This window comes from Actinomycetota bacterium (assembly GCA_009923495.1).
Taxonomy (GTDB): domain Bacteria; phylum Actinomycetota; class Actinomycetes; order S36-B12; family UBA5976; genus UBA5976.
Genome location: RFTJ01000022.1, coordinates 1 through 16860, shown reverse-complemented (window position 1 = coordinate 16860; position 16860 = coordinate 1). Strand labels below are relative to the sequence as shown.

Here is a 16860-nt window from a genome sequence, read left to right as displayed (position 1 = left end):
TGATCGGGTATCTGCAAGCCAGGAGGGAAATTTGCTGGCGGTACGCGTAAATTCTGAGTGGGTCCACACCCCAAAACTTCGGCCAGAACTGCCTTGCCGTTTGTCCGCAATTCGTAAGTAACAATTTCCTGATCATTCTGACCAGCAATTTCAACGATGGCATATCCCACATCAGTCTTTGCGCGATCCTGGGCTCGGATTGCGCAATAAATGGTTTTGCCAGTCGGCCGCTGTATTTTCCAGTTGATCTGAACTGCACCTTTTGTGACCGTGAAAGTTGTCAACTCTCCGGCAATACTGGGTTTTACCGAACGGTAATTGGTGTAAATGACCAATCCCAGCAATGAAGCAACTAGCAACAAAATAGTCACGTATGCCCACCAAGCAGATTTGTGCACCCCATAGCGCTTCTGCAGATGGGGTGGTAAGTCAACATGGTTACTCATGGTAAGACCACAATAAGCGGTGTAAGAGAATAGAGACATGTCAGCATCAATAAATTTAATGCCCGCTCCAGAAGAGCCATTGCGGTTATTGGCGGTCCATGCGCATCCCGATGACGAAGCGAGTAAAGGCGCAGCAACAGTGGCCATGTATGTGGCGCAAGGTGTTGAAGTACTAGTCGCTACCTGCACTGGCGGTGAACGAGGAGACATTCTCAATCCAAGCTATGAGCTTGGCGACCGTGATTTAGGTGAAGTACGAAGGCTCGAGATGCAGCGCTCGGCGGAAATTCTTGGAGTGAGCCATCGCTGGTTAGGTTTTATTGATTCTGGCTTTCCGGATGGAGACCCAAAACCGCCTGTGCCAGCAGATAGCTTCGCTGCCCAGCCTCTGTCAGTTGCCGCCGCTCCACTCGTTGAATTAGTTCGGGAATTTCGGCCGCATGTCATGACAACCTATGACGAAAATGGCGGCTACCCGCATCCAGACCACATCAGAACCCATGAGGTCGCAATGTTCGCGTACGAGCAGGCAGCAAGTGCAGAATATGCCTCATCTAGGCCGGCTTGGTCAGTCGCGAAGATTTATTACCATCACACATTTACCCAAACGCGAATTCGAACATTGCACGAGGCGTGTCTAGCCGTTGGTCTTGAGTCACCTTATGTTCAGTGGCTTGACCGTTACACCGAACCAGATCTGAGCTGGCAACGTGTAACAACTCGTATTCCAGTTTCCGATTATTTTGAAATTCGAGATTTGGCGCTGTTGGCACATGAAACTCAGATTGACCCAAACGGTACTTGGTTTGGTGTCCCACTTGAAATCCAAAAGGACTTCTGGCCAACTGAGGAATATGAACTAGCTGCCCACCGACTAGATTTACCAGTATCTGATTCAGTTGAAACAGATTTATTTCATGGACTGCGGAGTTAATTATGTTGTTGGCAAAATTCATCTACCTGACCGGTTCCACTCCTAAACCCAGTCCATCTGACTTTGATACCTCGCGAGTACAACCAGGTTCTTGGTATCCAGTAGTACTTACCTCATTAATCGTCGGCTTGGTGTTATTACTGCTTAGTTTGAATCGGCACTTAAAGCGCATAAACTTCGAAAACTCTGACGACTAGTGCGCAGGTATGTCACACCGCAACTACTGGCAATCCATTTCGTTGGCTTGCTAATTTTTGGCTCGTGTCTGCTTCTAAGCAATTGGCAGTGGCAGCGTGCACACATTCCGCGTAAAGCTATTAATCCAAGTCAAGTAGTTGAGTATTCGAAACTCAGTAAGCAAAAAGATTATCTACCGCCGTCCTCAGTAGGTCAGCGCACCAAAGCGACTGGGGTCTGGGAATCACAAAATCAGATTTTGTTGACTCAACGTCCACGGGATGGCCGCTTACTCGTTGATTCCGCAGCCATTAACCAAGCCAGACTCGGTAGCTGGGTAGTTGATTTTTTAGATCTCGGTGATGGTTCCAGCGTTGCCGTAGTACGTGGTTGGCTCAGCGCCGGCGAAAGTGTCACCAATTCAACTGGTAAGCAGACTGTCTATGGAGTTGTGCAGCCAGCTGAAGACGCTCCCTACGAGCAGCCAATTTCTGTCAAGGAATTACTCACTACCAAAAAGCTACTTATGAATACTGCGTCAAATGTTCGAGATGGCTTTATCGTGCAGACAGATGTCCAGCCACCACTCTTGCCGGTGACACCTACCCGAGGTGCATTTACCAGCCATGGACTACGAATCTTGAACGTGTTTTACACATTCAACTGGCTCTTTTTTGCATTTTTTGTGCTGGCGATTTGGCGGCGCGTAATTTTAGATGAAGTGTCTAGCGCGACAGTGATTGCACAATCTAGCAAACTTGATACATGACCAAGGCAGTATCTCGAAACAGTTGGCTCTTTTATAAGTACATGGCGTTCACTGTTGGCGTTGCATTATTGACCGCAACCATCGCGTTCATTGTCAAAAAAACCATTAACCCAGAAATCGCAGATGCCAGTTGGTATGTGCATCTATGGATGGCACATGGCTACTTGTACATGATCTATTTAGTTGCAACTTTTAATCTGTCCTTGAAGCGCAATTGGAACTTATTCAAAATGCTGTTAGTAATGCTGGCGGGTACCGTGCCATTAATGTCTTTCATTGCTGAAGCACGATTAGCAAAGGAAAGTTAAGCGCCTTCTAGGGCTGATGTATCGGAACCGTCTTCGGGCGGCCTGCGCGTTGACTAGGTCGCAATCTAATCCCTGCTTGATATAGTGCCTCAACTAACTCTCTTGAGGTAACTTCGCGTGCGCCTTGGGCAATTGCCAACTCACGCATGTGGTCAGGCAGATCCACATGATCACCCTGGAATCCTTTACTTGGGACACCCAATTGATGAGCAAAGGCCTTTAGTTCTTCTATCGAAGTGTCGCTAACCATGTGGCACCACATCCAATCGCGCCAACGCCAAAGCGCGCTGTCAATGAGTATTGCCATGGTGCAATTATGCCGTAGCAATCAGCTAGCGAACAGAGAAACTTCTTGGTTCGCTGAAGGTAACACCAAGAGTTGGATTGCTCGCCCTAACCCTAAATGCAATTAGCCCCTTTTGTCGTCCAACCTTGGCGATGAATTTGTACTTTCCAAGCTCATCTGTCGTGGTCTTGGCAATCCGGATCCATTCACCTGTATCCCGTTTGCGATAAAGGTAAACCGTAATGTCTTTCATCGCTGGTGTTAATTGCCCCGTTAGCAAAGTAGCTGAACCCAGCTTCTTATACTTCCCATTACCCAAAATTGATATTGATGCACTAAGTGTGATGTCTGTACTGAAAGTGCGTATAGTGCTGACCGAATTCTTGGCTAAGACCCGTAACTTATGAGTTCCGGCCCGTACTGTCGGGTAGGCGAGTGTCCATGAGCCCGCAATGTCTGTTTTGGTGGTAGCCACTGGAACCCACTTTCCAGCAGTTAAGTCGGAAAGCACAACAGTTACGCCCATCTGCACCGGTTTTATATTTCCAGCAATAGTTAAAGTGTCGCCCGGCAGCCCCGAGACTGGTGGCCAAGTCTGGACATTGAGAATCTGAAGTACATCAGGGGAGTTGTCCAAGGCACCGGTCACTCTACGAGAACTAGCTGCGATACTTCGCACATAAGTCGACTTCAATTCAAAGATGCTGCGCAAGCCAGACGGGCTAATGTTTGGCGCGGCTGGGTTGAGCATATTTGGAATCGAACTAATCACAAGCACTCGACCAGCTGAATCAACAACTGTTAACTCACTGACCGCACCGCTCTGGTAATGATCGGAAACTGTGAAAGTTGCTACATCTTTAACGTTGATTCCTGCTGCCCGCAATTTGCCAACTAAAGCTGATTGAGTAATTGAAGTTCGCCACTTGGCATTTGGGTTTGAAGTTGCCTTAGACCAATGATCATCAACCTTTGTGAGCCACGGATAGCCGCTAGTGCCCCACGCTTCCCTGATTGGCTGGGTAAATCCGCCTGTAGACGAAGAAAAGAAAGTTTCAATAACTTGCCCTTGATAAAGCGCTACTTGATTTGTCGTTGCCTTAACCGCATTAACCCAATTTTGTCCGGCTGTTGCATACTCTTTCGCGAAGCCGACAAAATTTTGATCAACAGTCGTTGCATAAATTTGGCATGCGCACTGCGTCCGATAAGGTGCAACTTGTTTGGCTTGGTACTTCATATAGGCATATGAGCGCCCGGCTATTGCCTGAGATTCAAGCGCCGCTGGTAGCCATGATGATGGCATCTCGCCAAGTCCGAACAAATATTCATCAGTTAGTCGAAGCGTATTAGTAATGTTCAGTGTCCCGCCTTTAAACGGAGTCACTGTCAGATATCCATATTTATACCTTTGTTGACAGCTATTTATGGCACATTGGCCGCCAAGATTTTCAACGGCCACCGCGCTATTACTGGACGAAGATACATTTGCCACAGTAGACGTTTTACTGCCGACAATCTGCTTACCCCAAGTTACTTTGGCCGTATCTGAAACAATGTTTTGTCCCTTTGCGTCTTTGTAAATTCCATTCGGTCCATAAGCAGCAACTTGATTGTTGATAACACCGAATGTGACTGCGGAATTATTCGGCACCTCAATCTTTTGTCCCGAAAGCGTAATAGTTAAACCACGACCTTTGCCGCCAACACTTTCGCCACGAATTGAGATAAACCTTCGTGAGTCTGGAATCCGATCCTGCAATAACCCAACAATTAAATTGCTAGGCATCGGCTTAGGGCTTACCGATGCGCCAGGGAAATAATGTTCAATGATTTCGGCGGAAGTGGCACCTTCCTTAGCCATTCCTTGGGCGCCGTACTGACTCAGCCCTATTCCATGGCCAAATCCTGAGCCGTATAGCGTGAAAGAAGCTGGAACCATTGGGGCACTGGCACTCGGACTTGGGCTTGCTGAAGGAGAACTGGTTGCTGCTCCGGTCACGACCAACCTTCGTACGCAGGCTTCGGCGGTACTGTTAGCCAAAACTGAAGTAAGCGCAAGCAACAGCGCAATCAGTGGGCGAAACCTAGACATTTTTCCTCAAGCAGGTTTGGGGAAGAACTGCTTCTTCCTGAAAGTAACACATTTTTACCCTAAGTTTGGGCTACCAAATCCTGATGTTCCATAAATTATTAGTTACCCAATACCGGTACTCGGAAGTTGGGCAGGTGACCTACGATATGAGGAAGGAACCTTTGGCAGCAATAAGCCGCCAGTTCAATTCCTTCATCCCGAGTCAAAAGGACATCAAGTGAAACTAGTTGACAAGATTCTTCGCGCTGGCGAAGGAAAAATGATTCGCACACTTGAATCCATCGCAAAACAGGTTAACGCTATTGAGGACCACATAAGCGCTTTGTCTGACGATCAACTGCGTGCCATGACCGGTGAACTCAAACAGCGACACGCGCAGGGTGAATCTCTAGACGACTTAATGCCCGAAGCATTTGCCGTAGTTCGCGAAGCCGCAAAACGTACTTTAGGTCAGCGTCATTACGATGTGCAGTTGATGGGTGGCGCCGCTCTACACCTTGGCAATATCGCGGAAATGCGAACTGGTGAAGGTAAGACCTTGGTCTCTACTTTGCCCGCATACTTAAATGCACTCTCGGGCAAGGGCGTGCACATTGTTACCGTCAACGACTATTTGGCAGAGCGCGACTCCCAGTGGATGGGTCGCGTTCATCGCTTTTTAGGTCTCAGCGTGGGTTGTATTTTGGCAGACATGAGTCCGCCGGATCGTCGGATAGCTTATGCCGCGGACATTACTTATGGCACAAACAATGAGTTTGGTTTTGATTACCTGCGCGACAACATGTCTTGGGATTCGGAATCAAGAGTCCAACGCGGCTACAACTTTGCGGTTGTTGATGAAGTCGACTCGATTCTGATTGATGAGGCTAGGACGCCACTGATTATTAGCGGACCAGCAGATCTACCTACAAAGTGGTACGGAGATTTTGCTCGACTCGTTCCACGACTTGTCCGGGACCAGGACTATGAAGTCGATGAAAAGAAGCGCACTGTTGGCATTTTGGATTCGGGTGTTTCTAAAGTGGAAAACTGGCTGGGGATCGACAACCTCTATGAATCAGCAAATACTCCGTTGGTTGGCTACTTAAACAATGCCTTAAAGGCAGAAAATCTATTTAAACGTGATCGTGACTATGTAGTCATGCAAGGCGAAGTCATGATTGTGGATGAGCACACTGGCCGTATTTTGTCGGGACGTCGCTACAACGAGGGAATGCACCAAGCGATTGAAGCTAAAGAAGGTGTTGAAATTCAAAATGAAAATCAAACCTTAGCCACAATCACCTTGCAGAATTATTTCCGAATGTACGAGAAGCTCGGGGGTATGACTGGTACTGCGATGACCGAAGCCGCAGAGTTTAATCAGATTTACAAACTAAATGTGTTGCCCATCCCAACCAATAAGCCGATGCTGCGTATTGATCAGCCAGATTTGGTCTACCGAAGTGAACAGGCAAAGTACCAAGCGGTTATTGATGACATCGTTGAACGCAACAAAGCAGGACAGCCAGTCCTGGTTGGCACCACCAGCGTGGAAAAGAGTGAATTAATCTCAGGACTACTAACCCGAGTCGGCATCAAACATGAGGTCTTGAATGCAAAGCAACACGCTCGAGAAGCCGCTATCGTGGCCGAAGCCGGCCGCAAAGGTGCAGTTACTGTTGCGACAAACATGGCTGGTCGTGGTACCGACATTATTTTGGGCGGTAATCCAGAATTTCGTGCGGCCATGGCACTGGAAAGACAAGGCTTAAGCCCAGTAGAAAATCCTGAAGAGTACGAAGCTGCTTGGCCAGCGGCACTTTCCAGCGCAAAAGCGGCAACGGAAACTGAGCATGATGAGGTTGTTGCTGCTGGGGGCCTTTATGTTTTAGGCACCGAACGTCATGAATCTCGACGCATTGATAATCAGTTGCGCGGACGTTCCGGTCGCCAAGGAGATCCTGGCGAGAGTCGCTTCTACTTATCCCTTGAAGATGACCTGATGCGCTTATTCCAGGGCGAGCGAGTAAACGGATTCTTGCAGCGATTCAATGTGCCCGATGATGTGCCAATTGAAGCCAGCATGGTAACCAAAGCAATCCTTTCCGCACAGACCCAATTTGAAGCGCAGAACTTCGAGATTAGAAAGAATGTTTTGAAGTACGACGAGGTGCTAAACCTGCAACGCAAGGTGGTCTATGCCGAACGTGCACAGTTGCTTGATGGTGATGACGTGCAAGATCAAATTGCTACTTTCGTTGACGAAACCATTTCGGCCTACATACGAGAAGCAACGGCCGAAGGGTATCCCGAAGAGTGGGATCTGGAAACGCTATGGACCGCCCTGGGCACCTTGTACCCAATCAGCATTTCAATAGAGGACTTGATTGCTAAGTCTGGTGGCGATGCATCAGCGTTGGATACCGAATACATCTTGGAAACAGTGCTCGAAGATGCGCAGTCAGCTTATGAAAAACGCGAAGCACAGTTAGGTCTTGAGGTAATGCGGCAACTTGAACGCAATGTAGTGCTTAGCGTGCTTGATCGAAAGTGGCGTGAACATCTCTACGAGATGGACTACCTACAAGAAGGAATCGGACTTCGAGCTATGGCTCAGCGCGATCCGCTTGTGGAATACCAGCGCGAAGGTTACGACTTGTTTGTGGCCATGATGGACAGCATCAAGGAAGAGACAGTGGGATTTGTATTTAATGCTGATGTTGATGTGCAGTTTGAAGACGATGACAGCGAAGAGCCAGTCACGCTGATTAAAGGAGCCGAACCGCAGGCACCGAGTCGTCCACTAACTTACTCAGCACCAAGCGAGACCGGAGATGTCGTTGCTAAAGCTGCGCCAGGATCAGACGCCTTTGCAAATGTTGGTCGCAATGACGAATGTCCATGTGGATCTGGGCGCAAGTTCAAGAAGTGCCACGGCGATCCAGCAAATCGATAATTACATGCCCCACGTGAGTTGAGTAGCGCGCCAGCGACCGTCAAGTCCTTCAAGTCGTAGGGCGAGTGCATAGCAACGATTCTGGGTGCCAAAAACTGCACATACTTCTGCAACTCCGTCGTCAGGTTCAGAAACATGTACGCTGCGAACGGTCAATCTGCGCATGTCATTCGCATAAATTCGGTTTTTTACTTGCGCCATCACTTCAAGGGTTAACCAACGAGTTAATTGACTCGCTGGTCTGACTCCATTTATGACCTCGACCAGGCCGTGCACAAGTCGGATCGACCACTGATGTGCCGAAGGAAGCTCCGCACGTGAAGTGTGACGATGTCCGCTCTCATCTAGTGCAATCAGATGCGGCACGGGTGGAGCGTAAGCCAAGGCGTTAGCGCCACTGGTAGGCGTCCATTCAAGCGGCAAAGTGTCGATTGGAGTTGTTTTTCTGTGCTTTCGTAACTCCACCACGTCAGCAAGTTTCGCCAAGTTACTAGATAGTTCTGGATGTGCATTAGCCATTAGTTCCCCCTAAGCACCAGATGGTTGCAAATGCTTGCAGCTAGTTGCCGAAAGCTTCAGGTAGTTCTTGTACCCCCGAACTACCTGTAATTAACTTTTAAGTCAGGGTCCTGTTGTTGTCAATACACAATCTCCACATTTGGAAAACTTGTGGATAACTGAATTTGAGAATGGTAAAGATCAATACTTAGATAGTTGCGCTGTCTTCAGGAGTGAATATGACTTGGTCGGAAAATATTGAGCCTGAACTAGCCTCTGACTTGAGCCGGCTTCTTGACTTGGCAAATCGCAAAATTACATCAGAGCAATTAGTACAGTTAGCCGAGCAAGTAAGTGAGGGCATTCGCTATGAGGATTCTCAGATTTCTTGGCGAGATCGCTTGCCAGCATTGGGCAGCAAAGTCGACGTTGAAGTAAATCATCAAGAGTTAGGCTTTTTATCTGGAAAGCTTTGGCATCGCAGCCCTGCATTAATCGGACTACAAGATATTCAGTATTCATACCTCATTTTTGATACAGCGATTATCCGAATCACTGGACTGCTCCAAAAAGCAAATGAAAATTCAGGATCCCCAATTGATGACTTCTCACTACAGCTCATGTTGCGCGAATTTGCAGACTTACAAATCACACTTACTTGGTTCATAGGTCAGTCTTCAGTTACTAGCGGAAAAATTCGAAATATCAATTTGGATTCGGTTGACATTTCAGGTGGTAAGTCAATTTGCACCATTGTCTTTGCACAGTTAGTTGCTCTTAGATTCGCGGATTAACGCGGATTGTTCCTTACAAATTCGGCAGTACTTTTGTACTGACTCAAAATAAATTTTTCCAGCTCACTGGCCTCAACTCGCCACTGGCCGCGGGCTCCAATTTTGATGGCAGGTAACTCGCCAGACCTAACCAATGTATAGACCTGCGCTGGTGCAATGTTGAGGATGAGTGCTACGTCTGCAAGTGTGATAAATCTCGGTGTCACATCACGATACTTACCGAAGATTTTATTTTCCGCATCCAGTTTTCCACAGCCAAGATGTTCCCCTAGTCCAAGTGCGCTGAGCATGTGAACATAGAAAAAATCATCAGGAGCGAAAATGGCAATTCCACTTCGAATTGGAGCTAGGTCTGGCAGTCAATCCGAATTGCGACCAAACGTGAATCGAAAAGTCCGTCAGGATTTCCGCCTGTGGACCGGTATTGGCCTATTAATTTTTTCAATTCTTGGCATAAGTCGTTTAATCAATCTGGCCGACCAAAGAATTGCTGTTGTTGCTCTGCAAAACTCGGTGTCAGCCGGCACAACCTTAACCATTTCGGATCTGCAGCTGGTGAGAGTAGCGGTACCTAATTCAAATTTGTATTTAAAAGACTTGAATCAGGCAGTTGGATTGACAACAAGCAAATTTATGGAGCCTGGGGAGTTGTTGCCCGCGCCAAAGGCAGTTTCTGGAACTAAAGCTAATGTGCGCGTAGTTAGTCTGCCGATACGTGCAGGACATCTGCCCGCTATTGAAATTGGTGATCAAGTTGATCTATGGAGCACGCCCAGCCTTGACGGACTGACATTACCTGGACCGCCAAAATTGGTTGCACAAGCGGTGACTGTTTCAGACATTCCAGTCGATAGCGAGCCAAATTCTGACACCGCCATTTCTGTCCAAGTAGAAAAATCAGACTTGCGGTCTGTCCTAACTGCCCTGCGCGATGGCGTACTTGATGTGGTAGCGATTGCCGACTGAGTAAGGAGGAGAAATGAAAGCAATACTTTCGCTTGGAAATGTTAACTGGGAACCAGAACTTGCCGCTGCTTTCAGTCATCCGTCTTCAAAAATAAGAATTTCTCGACGTTGCGTGGATGGTGTAGATGCCTTATCTGCGGTCCAGGTGCACCAAATTGATTTGGTTATAGTTGGCGATGCCAGCCTACGCTTTGACTCGAGTGTTCTGGCCAAATTATCTGAACAAGCAGTTGAAGTAGTCGCAATCACGACTACACCCGAACTCTGGCTCAATGCTGGACTAACGAAATTTATCGCATTGGATTTAAGGAATTTATCCAGTGTGCCACAACAGATTTTGGGCGCACTATCTGAATCCCGATCTACGCCCGAGGAGTATGTGCCGACCAGAAAAATGTTTTGCGTTGCCAGTTTTGGCGGTGGAGTCGGACGTTCATTCATTGCGCGAGAGTTAGCCTTGGCCATTTCCAAACTGGCAGGTAGCGTTGCCCTAGTTGAAGCTGACAACTATGGTCCCTCACTAATTCAAGACCTGAATTTGCCAAGCACCACAAAAGATTTACTTGATGTTACCCAGTCAAGCCTGGGAAGTACGGCTGAAGGCTGGACAATCCCACCGCTGGCAATTGTTGAACCAAACTTGGCGGCTATTCCAGGACTTACCGACGTTTCAGACTGGGTACAGTTGCGCAGTCCACAACTTGAAAAACTGTGGCAAGCACTTCGGCACGAATACACCGTGCTAGTAGATGTCGGCCCGGTATTCACTTCACTTGAAGCAGACAGTTACCCCGGATTCAATCATCGCGATTTACCAATCCAAACCGTGCTCGCCGGGTCAAAAAATTTGATTTTCTGCGCATCGGCAAACAACGTTTCAGTTTCCCGGCTTATCGGCGGGTTGATTGAGCACGAATCAAATTTGCGAAATTACGAAATCTCTGTGGTGTTAAATCGTTGTCGCAGCGACAAGGTCGCGAATGATTTTTCAGCTCTGGTGCAACGTCATACGAGAGTTAGCAACATCGTGACCTTAGTCGATGATCCAGATGCCGTGACGAGTAGTGAATTGACCTGTGACTTTTTCGGCAAACACCTGCCTAAGCACCCGATTACTCGAAAGTTAGAAAGTTTTGCGCAAAAGATTTCAACAAACCAATTAGTTACTAACCCAAACTTTGCATCCAGGGTGATTCACCAATTAGATGCCGCCTAGTTACTTTAGCAAGTTTTGAATTCGAGTAATGCCTTCAGTTAAATCGGCATCACCCAATGCATAAGACAAGCGCAGGTAACCTGGCGTGCCGAAAGCTTCGCCAGGAACTACGGCTACTTCTACTTCGTCCAAAATCAGGGCAGCAAGTTCGGCAGAGGTTTTCGCCACTTTGCCGTTGATCGTGCGACCCAAAATTTCTTTTACCGAAGGGTAGACATAGAAAGCACCTTCAGGTTCCGGACAAGTTACTCCAGAGATCTCATTAAGCATTGAAGTAATCAGAAGGCGTCGGCGGTTAAATGCAACTTTCATCTCATGAACTGCGGAAAGATCTCCTGAAACTGCAGCAAGTGCCGCAATCTGTGAGACGTTAGCCACATTTGAAGTTGCGTGTGATTGCAGATTAGTTGCGGCCTTAACGATGTCGTTAGGACCAATCATCCACCCCACACGCCAGCCAGTCATCGCATAAGTTTTGGCAACTCCATTTACAACGACACACTTATCTGCAAGGTCTGGAACTAAAACAGGCATTGAGGAAAACTCAGCTTCACCATAAACCAAGTGTTCGTAAATTTCATCGGTGACGACCCACAGACCTTTTTCAACAGCCCACTGACCAATTGCTTCAACTTCGGCAGGGGAGTAAACCGCACCAGTTGGGTTACTCGGCGAAACAAAAACTAAAACTTTAGTCTTGGGAGTCAATGCTGCATCTAGTTGAGCTACGGATGTGCGATACCCAGTTGCTTCGTCAGTCAAAATTTCTACTGGCACTCCACCAGCTAGGCGGATAGATTCTGGATAGGTAGTCCAATATGGCGCTGGTAGCAAAACCTCATCGCCAGGATCTAGCAAAGTGGCGAACGCATTGTATAAAGCTTGCTTTCCGCCATTTGTGATCAAAACCTGACTTGCATCGACTGAATAACCGGAGTCACGCAAAGTTTTTTCCGCGACCGCACTTTTTAATTCTGGAATTCCAGCCGCTGGTGTGTAGCGATGCCATTTTGGATCACGACATGCTTCAACCGCCGCCTGCACAATGTAATCGGGCGTTGGAAAGTCGGGCTCGCCAGCACCAAAGCCGATCACTGGCCGGCCAGCAGCCTTAAGCGCTTTAGCCTTGGCATCTACGGCTAAAGTGGCTGATTCGGCAATTGCATCAATTCGGGCAGAAATTCTTGGTTTTTCGGAAGTCACACTTAAAGATTAGTGGGTGTAGTGCGCCGAGGCTAAACTGAGGTAATTGTTGTACCACATGGTTTTTACGCTTATCACGTGGTTGAATTTAGCGCGGTTTTTACTTTTGCAATTCTGGGCTACACTTGACACTCCGACACAATTCTTAGTTTGCGTAAGCATGCCCAAAAGTGGGTTTGTAAGCCAGACCAAGAACGGGCCGAGGGTCGTGGCTCAATTGGTAGAGCACTGGTCTCCAAAACCAGCGGTTGGGGGTTCGAGTCCCTCCGGCCCTGCACTTGTGTGAGCAAGACTCACACTGGTTCAACGCAAGACGGTACGAGAGGACGTTATGAGCACGGAAACAGAAGCACGGTTAAACGCCTTTGGGCGAATCGCGCTATTTTTGCGCCAAGTAATTGCCGAACTGAAAAAGGTGGTTTGGCCTACTCGTGATCAACTAGTTACCTACACAATTGTGGTCATCGTATTTGTCACCGTTCTTGCTCTGGTAGTAGCAACCATGGATTTAGGTTTTACCAAAGCCGTCTTGAAGATTTTCGGATAAGTAAGGATTTACCCAGTGACCGACCCAACTTTCTTGCAAGCAACTTCATCGGATGAAGAAGTTTCTATCGATGCTGCAGCAACTGAATTGCCAATCGATAGCGAACTAGCTGCTGAAATTACTGACACCGATTACAACGGGCCTGTTGATGTTGACATTGACGGCGAAGTAGCCAGCGATGATTCTGAAAGCTTTGACCTCAGCGCTGTTGTTGAGTCAGAAATTCAGAGTGATACTGCAGATGTTGCTGAAGCGCCCAGTGCGGCAGATGCAGAAGTTGAAGAGACGCCTGAGGTTGAAGACCCAGCCGAGGCATTTCGTACTCGACTAGCGTTGCTACCAGGTGAATGGTACGTCTTGCATTCGTATGCAGGTTTTGAAAATCGGGTTAAGCAGAACATTGAAACTCGTCGGGTATCTCTTTCCATGGAAGATTACATTTTTGAGGTTCAGGTTCCCACTGAAGAAGTAACTGAAATCAAGAAAGACAAGCGCCAGGTCGTTAAGCGCAACAAGTTCCCAGGATATGTATTGGTCCGAATGGACTTAACAGACGAGTCATGGGGAGCTGTTCGTCACACACCAGGTGTTACCGGATTTGTTGGCCAAGGCCACAATCCAGCGCCCCTAACTTTGGACGAAGCGTTTGGCATGCTTCGCCCACCGGTCGAAAAGCCGTTGGCAACAGTCGCCGCATCAGCAGCCGCAGCAAGTGGCGCGCCGACTTCCCGGGCCAAGGGTGAATCAGGGCCGAAAATTGAGATCGACCTCAACATTGGCGATTCCGTCATGGTTGTGGATGGTCCATTCGCCACCCTGCATGCAACGATCTCCGAGATTAATTTGGATGCACAAAAAGTCGTGGGTCTGGTCGAAATCTTCGGCCGAGAGACTCCCGTGGAACTGGGCTTCAACCAGATCCAGAAGAACTAAGAAAAAGGACGCATAAGACATGGCCCCAACAAAAAAGGTCACCGGCCTGATCAAATTGCAGATCAAGGCTGGCGAGGCAAACCCTGCTCCGCCAGTTGGTCCAGCACTAGGTCAGCACGGTGTCAACATTATGGACTTCTGCAAGGCATACAACGCCGAGACAGAAAGCCAGCGCGGTCAGGTGATTCCTGTAGAAATTACGGTTTATGAAGACCGTTCTTTCTCATTTGTCACCAAGACCCCACCAGCAGCCAAGTTAATTCTGAAAGCAGCTGGAATTGAAAAGGGTTCAGGAGTTCCGCATACCAACAAGGTGGCAAACATCACCAAGGATCAGGTACGCGAAATTGCTGCACTCAAACTTGTTGACCTCAATGCCAATGACATTGACGCAGCAATGAAGATCATTGAAGGTACCGCTCGCTCAATGGGCGTAACCGTCAGTTAACCCCCCCAAGTGGGAGAACCTGCTTCAGGTTCTAACCACGAACTCCACAACAACTACAAGGAGAAATAAATGAAGCACGGTAAGGCTTACAACAAGACCGCCGCGACCATCGATAAGAACGTACTTTATAGCCCACTAGCTGCAGTGCGACTCGCGAAAGCAGGCGCGACCTCAACCAAGTTTGATCAGACAGTTGAAGTAGCAATGTTGCTTGGTGTTGATCCACGTAAAGCAGATCAAATGGTGCGTAGCACCGTCAACCTTCCACACGGCACAGGCAAGACCGCTCGCGTCCTGGTCTTTGCTACCGGTGAAAAGGCAGACGAAGCACGCACTGCAGGTGCTGACTTTGTTGGCGCTGATGAACTCATTGACAAAGTCGCTGGTGGCTGGACAGATTTTGATGCTGTCGTTGCAACCCCAGACTTGATGGGCAAGGTCGGTCGACTAGGTAAGGTGCTTGGTCCACGAAACTTGATGCCAAATCCTAAGACTGGAACAGTCACCATGGATGTTGCTAAGGCTGTTGACGACATCAAGGGCGGAAAGATCGAGTTCCGTGTCGACAAGCACTCAAACCTGCACTTCATCATTGGCAAGGCGTCCTTCACTGAAGTCCAGCTAGTTGAAAACTATGCAGCAGCTCTCGATGAAGTTTTGCGTGTTAAGCCATCATCTTCTAAAGGTCGTTACATCCGCAAAGCTGTAATCTCCACGACGATGGGCCCTGGCATTCAGGTCGATTCAAACTTGACTCGCAACTTGCTCGCCGAGGATGAGGACAACTAATCCAAGAAACTCTCAGTTTCGAAGGTGGCCGGTGCAATTGCACTGGCCACTTTTGTTTTATTCATAACTCATTTTGCTTAACTGCGGCGGAAAGTAACCATTGACATTTTCAGGCCAGAAATATTGACCAATTTGGCTCGATTTTGACTCAATCGGCCCGAACCTTTAGAGTTCTAACTACAAACCGAAGACCGCCGGTCCTCAGTCTTGGGAAACCAAGGCGAGACTAAGGCTCCACATGGAGCGCCAGCGCAGGTGAGATGAAGCAATAACGCGTTTAGCGTTGTCGCCCCGCCTTACTTGCGCGGGGCTTTTTTTAATGTGGTGCCCCAACATTCAAGGAGCATCATGGCACGCGCTGACAAGGCAGCTGCAGTTGCAGAAATCACGGAAGAATTCCGTGCATCCTCTGCTGCAGTATTGACCGAGTATCGCGGTTTATCAGTAGGTCAGCTCAAGGAACTTCGTCGTTCACTTGGTGCTGATACTACGTACGCCGTTGTGAAGAACACCTTGTCAAAGATTGCGGCAAAGGATGCTGGAGTTCAAGGCTTCGACGAACTACTCGTCGGCCCAACTGCAATCGCCTTCATTAAGGGTGATCCAGTAACCGCTGCCAAAGGTCTAGACACCTTCGCAAAAGAAAATCCACTTCTAGTAATCAAAGGTGGCGTGCTGGACGGCAAAGTCCTCACCGCCGATGACGTTAAGAAGTTAGCCAAACTTGAATCACGTGAAGTTCTGCTCTCCAAGGTTGCTGGCGCTGCAAACGCTGCAATGGCTAAGGCCGCTGCATTGTTCCAGGCTCCGCTATCTCAGGCCGCTCGCACCGTTGACGCGTTGCGCGCAAAGGTCGAAGCAGAAGGTCCTGCAGTTGCAAGTGCACCTGCTGAATCAAGTGCCGAAGTTGCTACTGAAGAAGTTGCAACTGAAACCGTTGACTCTGCTACCGAGGTAGCACAGACCGAAGTAGCTACCGAAGCATCAGCTGAAGTAGCAACCGACGCCGCTGAGGTCGCTGAAGAAGCACCAGCCGAAGCAGCATCTGAAGAAAGTGCTGAAGCATCCGCTGAAGCAGAAACAACCGAGGGCTAGGCCCCTCAAATAAAAACGGGCCTACTAGCCCCCGACTGGAAGGAAGCCATCATGGCTAAGCTCAGCACCGATGAATTGATCGATGCCTTTAAGGAACTGACCCTCATTGAGTTGTCAGAATTTGTTTCACAGTTCGAAGAAGTCTTCGGCGTAACTGCCGCAGCTCCTGTTGCTGTTGCCGCTGCACCTGCAGCTGGCGGTGGCGATTCAGGCGCAGCTGCTGGCGCAGAACAGGATGAATTCGATGTCATCCTCGAAGATGGTGGCGCTCAGAAGATCGCTGTCATCAAGGAAGTTCGCGCACTAACCAACCTTGGACTCAAGGAAGCAAAGGACCTCGTTGAAGGTGCACCAAAGCCAGTACTAGAGAAGGTCAAGAAGGATGCTGCTGAAGCAGCTAAGGCCACTCTTGAAGGTG

20 protein-coding genes and 1 tRNA gene are annotated in these 16860 nt (G+C 48.5%); 15 read left to right on the top strand and 6 right to left on the bottom strand.

Annotated elements, in window-relative coordinates:
* On the bottom strand, nt 1-485 hold a 485-nt coding region (locus tag EBS36_06670; GenBank protein NBU32829.1), incomplete at its 3' end, for a DUF4307 domain-containing protein.
* Nucleotides 486-504: 19 nt separating this feature from the next.
* Here EBS36_06670 and mca point away from each other — a divergent pair.
* Genes mca through EBS36_06650 form a run of 4 tightly spaced genes read left to right on the top strand, consistent with a single transcriptional unit; the run spans nt 505 to nt 2634 of the window.
* Nucleotides 505-1380, top strand: a complete 876-nt coding sequence (gene mca, locus EBS36_06665; GenBank protein ID NBU32828.1) for a mycothiol conjugate amidase Mca — start codon at nt 505-507, stop codon at nt 1378-1380.
* Nucleotides 1381-1382: 2 nt separating this feature from the next.
* The gene (locus tag EBS36_06660; protein ID NBU32827.1) at nt 1383-1577 is read left to right on the top strand and encodes a hypothetical protein; all 195 of its coding nucleotides are present in this window, start codon (nt 1383-1385) and stop codon (nt 1575-1577) included.
* Nucleotides 1577-2326, top strand: a complete 750-nt coding sequence (locus tag EBS36_06655) for a hypothetical protein (protein ID NBU32826.1) — start codon at nt 1577-1579, stop codon at nt 2324-2326. Before EBS36_06660 ends, EBS36_06655 begins: the two co-directional genes overlap by 1 nt.
* Nucleotides 2323-2634, top strand: coding sequence for a DUF3817 domain-containing protein (locus tag EBS36_06650; protein NBU32825.1), 312 nt, complete (start codon nt 2323-2325; stop codon nt 2632-2634). Before EBS36_06655 ends, EBS36_06650 begins: the two co-directional genes overlap by 4 nt.
* A gap of 7 nt (nt 2635-2641) precedes the next feature.
* On the opposite strand, the gene EBS36_06645 is transcribed toward EBS36_06650, so the two are convergent.
* Nucleotides 2642-2941 carry a DUF4031 domain-containing protein gene (locus tag EBS36_06645; protein NBU32824.1) on the bottom strand — a complete coding sequence of 100 codons (300 nt, stop codon included), beginning with the start codon at nt 2939-2941 and terminating at the stop codon, nt 2642-2644.
* A 25-nt stretch (nt 2942-2966) separates the two neighbouring features.
* Nucleotides 2967-5015 carry a SpoIID/LytB domain-containing protein gene (locus EBS36_06640; protein NBU32823.1) on the bottom strand — a complete coding sequence of 683 codons (2049 nt, stop codon included), beginning with the start codon at nt 5013-5015 and terminating at the stop codon, nt 2967-2969.
* A 217-nt stretch (nt 5016-5232) separates the two neighbouring features.
* Here EBS36_06640 and secA point away from each other — a divergent pair, with 217 nt between their 5' ends.
* On the top strand, nt 5233-7953 hold the full coding sequence (gene secA, locus EBS36_06635; protein NBU32822.1) for a preprotein translocase subunit SecA: 2721 nt from the start codon (nt 5233-5235) through the stop codon (nt 7951-7953).
* On the opposite strand, the gene EBS36_06630 is transcribed toward secA, so the two are convergent.
* The gene (locus EBS36_06630) at nt 7954-8472 is read right to left on the bottom strand and encodes a hypothetical protein (GenBank protein NBU32821.1); all 519 of its coding nucleotides are present in this window, start codon (nt 8470-8472) and stop codon (nt 7954-7956) included.
* 218 nt (nt 8473-8690) lie between these two features.
* Here EBS36_06630 and EBS36_06625 point away from each other — a divergent pair, with 218 nt between their 5' ends.
* Nucleotides 8691-9245 (top strand): hypothetical protein, encoded by a 555-nt coding sequence (locus tag EBS36_06625; protein ID NBU32820.1) that lies wholly within the window; start codon nt 8691-8693, stop codon nt 9243-9245.
* Here EBS36_06625 and EBS36_06620 read toward each other — a convergent pair.
* A complete protein-coding gene (locus EBS36_06620) occupies nt 9242-9451 on the bottom strand; it encodes a DNA-binding protein (GenBank protein ID NBU32819.1) in 210 nt (69 codons plus the stop codon). The genes EBS36_06625 and EBS36_06620 overlap by 4 nt on opposite strands.
* Nucleotides 9452-9566: 115 nt before the next feature.
* Between EBS36_06620 and EBS36_06615 the strand changes: the two genes are divergently transcribed.
* Nucleotides 9567-10211: a hypothetical protein gene (locus EBS36_06615; GenBank protein NBU32818.1), complete on the top strand. Its 645-nt coding sequence runs from the start codon at nt 9567-9569 to the stop codon at nt 10209-10211.
* Nucleotides 10212-10224: 13 nt separating this feature from the next.
* Complete coding sequence (locus tag EBS36_06610; protein ID NBU32817.1) at nt 10225-11427, top strand: tyrosine-protein kinase family protein; 1203 nt, start codon at nt 10225-10227, stop codon at nt 11425-11427.
* On the opposite strand, the gene EBS36_06605 is transcribed toward EBS36_06610, so the two are convergent.
* Nucleotides 11428-12630, bottom strand: coding sequence for a pyridoxal phosphate-dependent aminotransferase (locus EBS36_06605; GenBank protein NBU32816.1), 1203 nt, complete (start codon nt 12628-12630; stop codon nt 11428-11430).
* Between the two features lie 202 nt (nt 12631-12832).
* Here EBS36_06605 and EBS36_06600 point away from each other — a divergent pair.
* From EBS36_06600 to EBS36_06570, 7 genes are all read left to right on the top strand, one after another.
* Nucleotides 12833-12905 (top strand) — tRNA-Trp (locus EBS36_06600).
* A gap of 56 nt (nt 12906-12961) precedes the next feature.
* Nucleotides 12962-13177 (top strand): preprotein translocase subunit SecE, encoded by a 216-nt coding sequence (gene secE / locus EBS36_06595; GenBank protein NBU32815.1) that lies wholly within the window; start codon nt 12962-12964, stop codon nt 13175-13177.
* Between the two features lie 33 nt (nt 13178-13210).
* Nucleotides 13211-14110: a transcription termination/antitermination protein NusG gene (gene nusG, locus EBS36_06590; GenBank protein ID NBU32814.1), complete on the top strand. Its 900-nt coding sequence runs from the start codon at nt 13211-13213 to the stop codon at nt 14108-14110.
* Between the two features lie 19 nt (nt 14111-14129).
* Complete coding sequence (gene rplK / locus EBS36_06585; protein NBU32813.1) at nt 14130-14558, top strand: 50S ribosomal protein L11; 429 nt, start codon at nt 14130-14132, stop codon at nt 14556-14558.
* Nucleotides 14559-14627: 69 nt separating this feature from the next.
* Entirely contained in the window at nt 14628-15347 is a 720-nt protein-coding gene (locus EBS36_06580; protein ID NBU32812.1) for a 50S ribosomal protein L1, read from the top strand.
* Between the two features lie 348 nt (nt 15348-15695).
* The gene (locus EBS36_06575; GenBank protein ID NBU32811.1) at nt 15696-16442 is read left to right on the top strand and encodes a 50S ribosomal protein L10; all 747 of its coding nucleotides are present in this window, start codon (nt 15696-15698) and stop codon (nt 16440-16442) included.
* Nucleotides 16443-16493: 51 nt separating this feature from the next.
* Nucleotides 16494-16860: 50S ribosomal protein L7/L12 (locus EBS36_06570; protein ID NBU32810.1), on the top strand; the 367-nt coding region annotated here is incomplete at its 3' end.

What these genes read in the sequence shown, in the direction of transcription:
- mca (NBU32828.1), top strand. Translation starts at nt 505, where the DNA reads ATGCCCGCTCCAGAAGAGCCATTGCGGTTATTGGCGGTCCATGCGCAT.
- EBS36_06660 (NBU32827.1), top strand. Translation starts at nt 1,383, where the DNA reads ATGTTGTTGGCAAAATTCATCTACCTGACCGGTTCCACTCCTAAACCC.
- EBS36_06650 (NBU32825.1), top strand. Translation starts at nt 2,323, where the DNA reads ATGACCAAGGCAGTATCTCGAAACAGTTGGCTCTTTTATAAGTACATG.
- EBS36_06645 (NBU32824.1), bottom strand. Translation starts at nt 2,941, where the DNA reads ATGGCAATACTCATTGACAGCGCGCTTTGGCGTTGGCGCGATTGGATG.
- EBS36_06640 (NBU32823.1), bottom strand. Translation starts at nt 5,015, where the DNA reads ATGTCTAGGTTTCGCCCACTGATTGCGCTGTTGCTTGCGCTTACTTCA.
- EBS36_06630 (NBU32821.1), bottom strand. Translation starts at nt 8,472, where the DNA reads ATGGCTAATGCACATCCAGAACTATCTAGTAACTTGGCGAAACTTGCT.
- EBS36_06625 (NBU32820.1), top strand. Translation starts at nt 8,691, where the DNA reads ATGACTTGGTCGGAAAATATTGAGCCTGAACTAGCCTCTGACTTGAGC.
- EBS36_06615 (NBU32818.1), top strand. Translation starts at nt 9,567, where the DNA reads ATGGCAATTCCACTTCGAATTGGAGCTAGGTCTGGCAGTCAATCCGAA.
- EBS36_06610 (NBU32817.1), top strand. Translation starts at nt 10,225, where the DNA reads ATGAAAGCAATACTTTCGCTTGGAAATGTTAACTGGGAACCAGAACTT.
- secE (NBU32815.1), top strand. Translation starts at nt 12,962, where the DNA reads ATGAGCACGGAAACAGAAGCACGGTTAAACGCCTTTGGGCGAATCGCG.
- rplK (NBU32813.1), top strand. Translation starts at nt 14,130, where the DNA reads ATGGCCCCAACAAAAAAGGTCACCGGCCTGATCAAATTGCAGATCAAG.
- EBS36_06580 (NBU32812.1), top strand. Translation starts at nt 14,628, where the DNA reads ATGAAGCACGGTAAGGCTTACAACAAGACCGCCGCGACCATCGATAAG.
- EBS36_06575 (NBU32811.1), top strand. Translation starts at nt 15,696, where the DNA reads ATGGCACGCGCTGACAAGGCAGCTGCAGTTGCAGAAATCACGGAAGAA.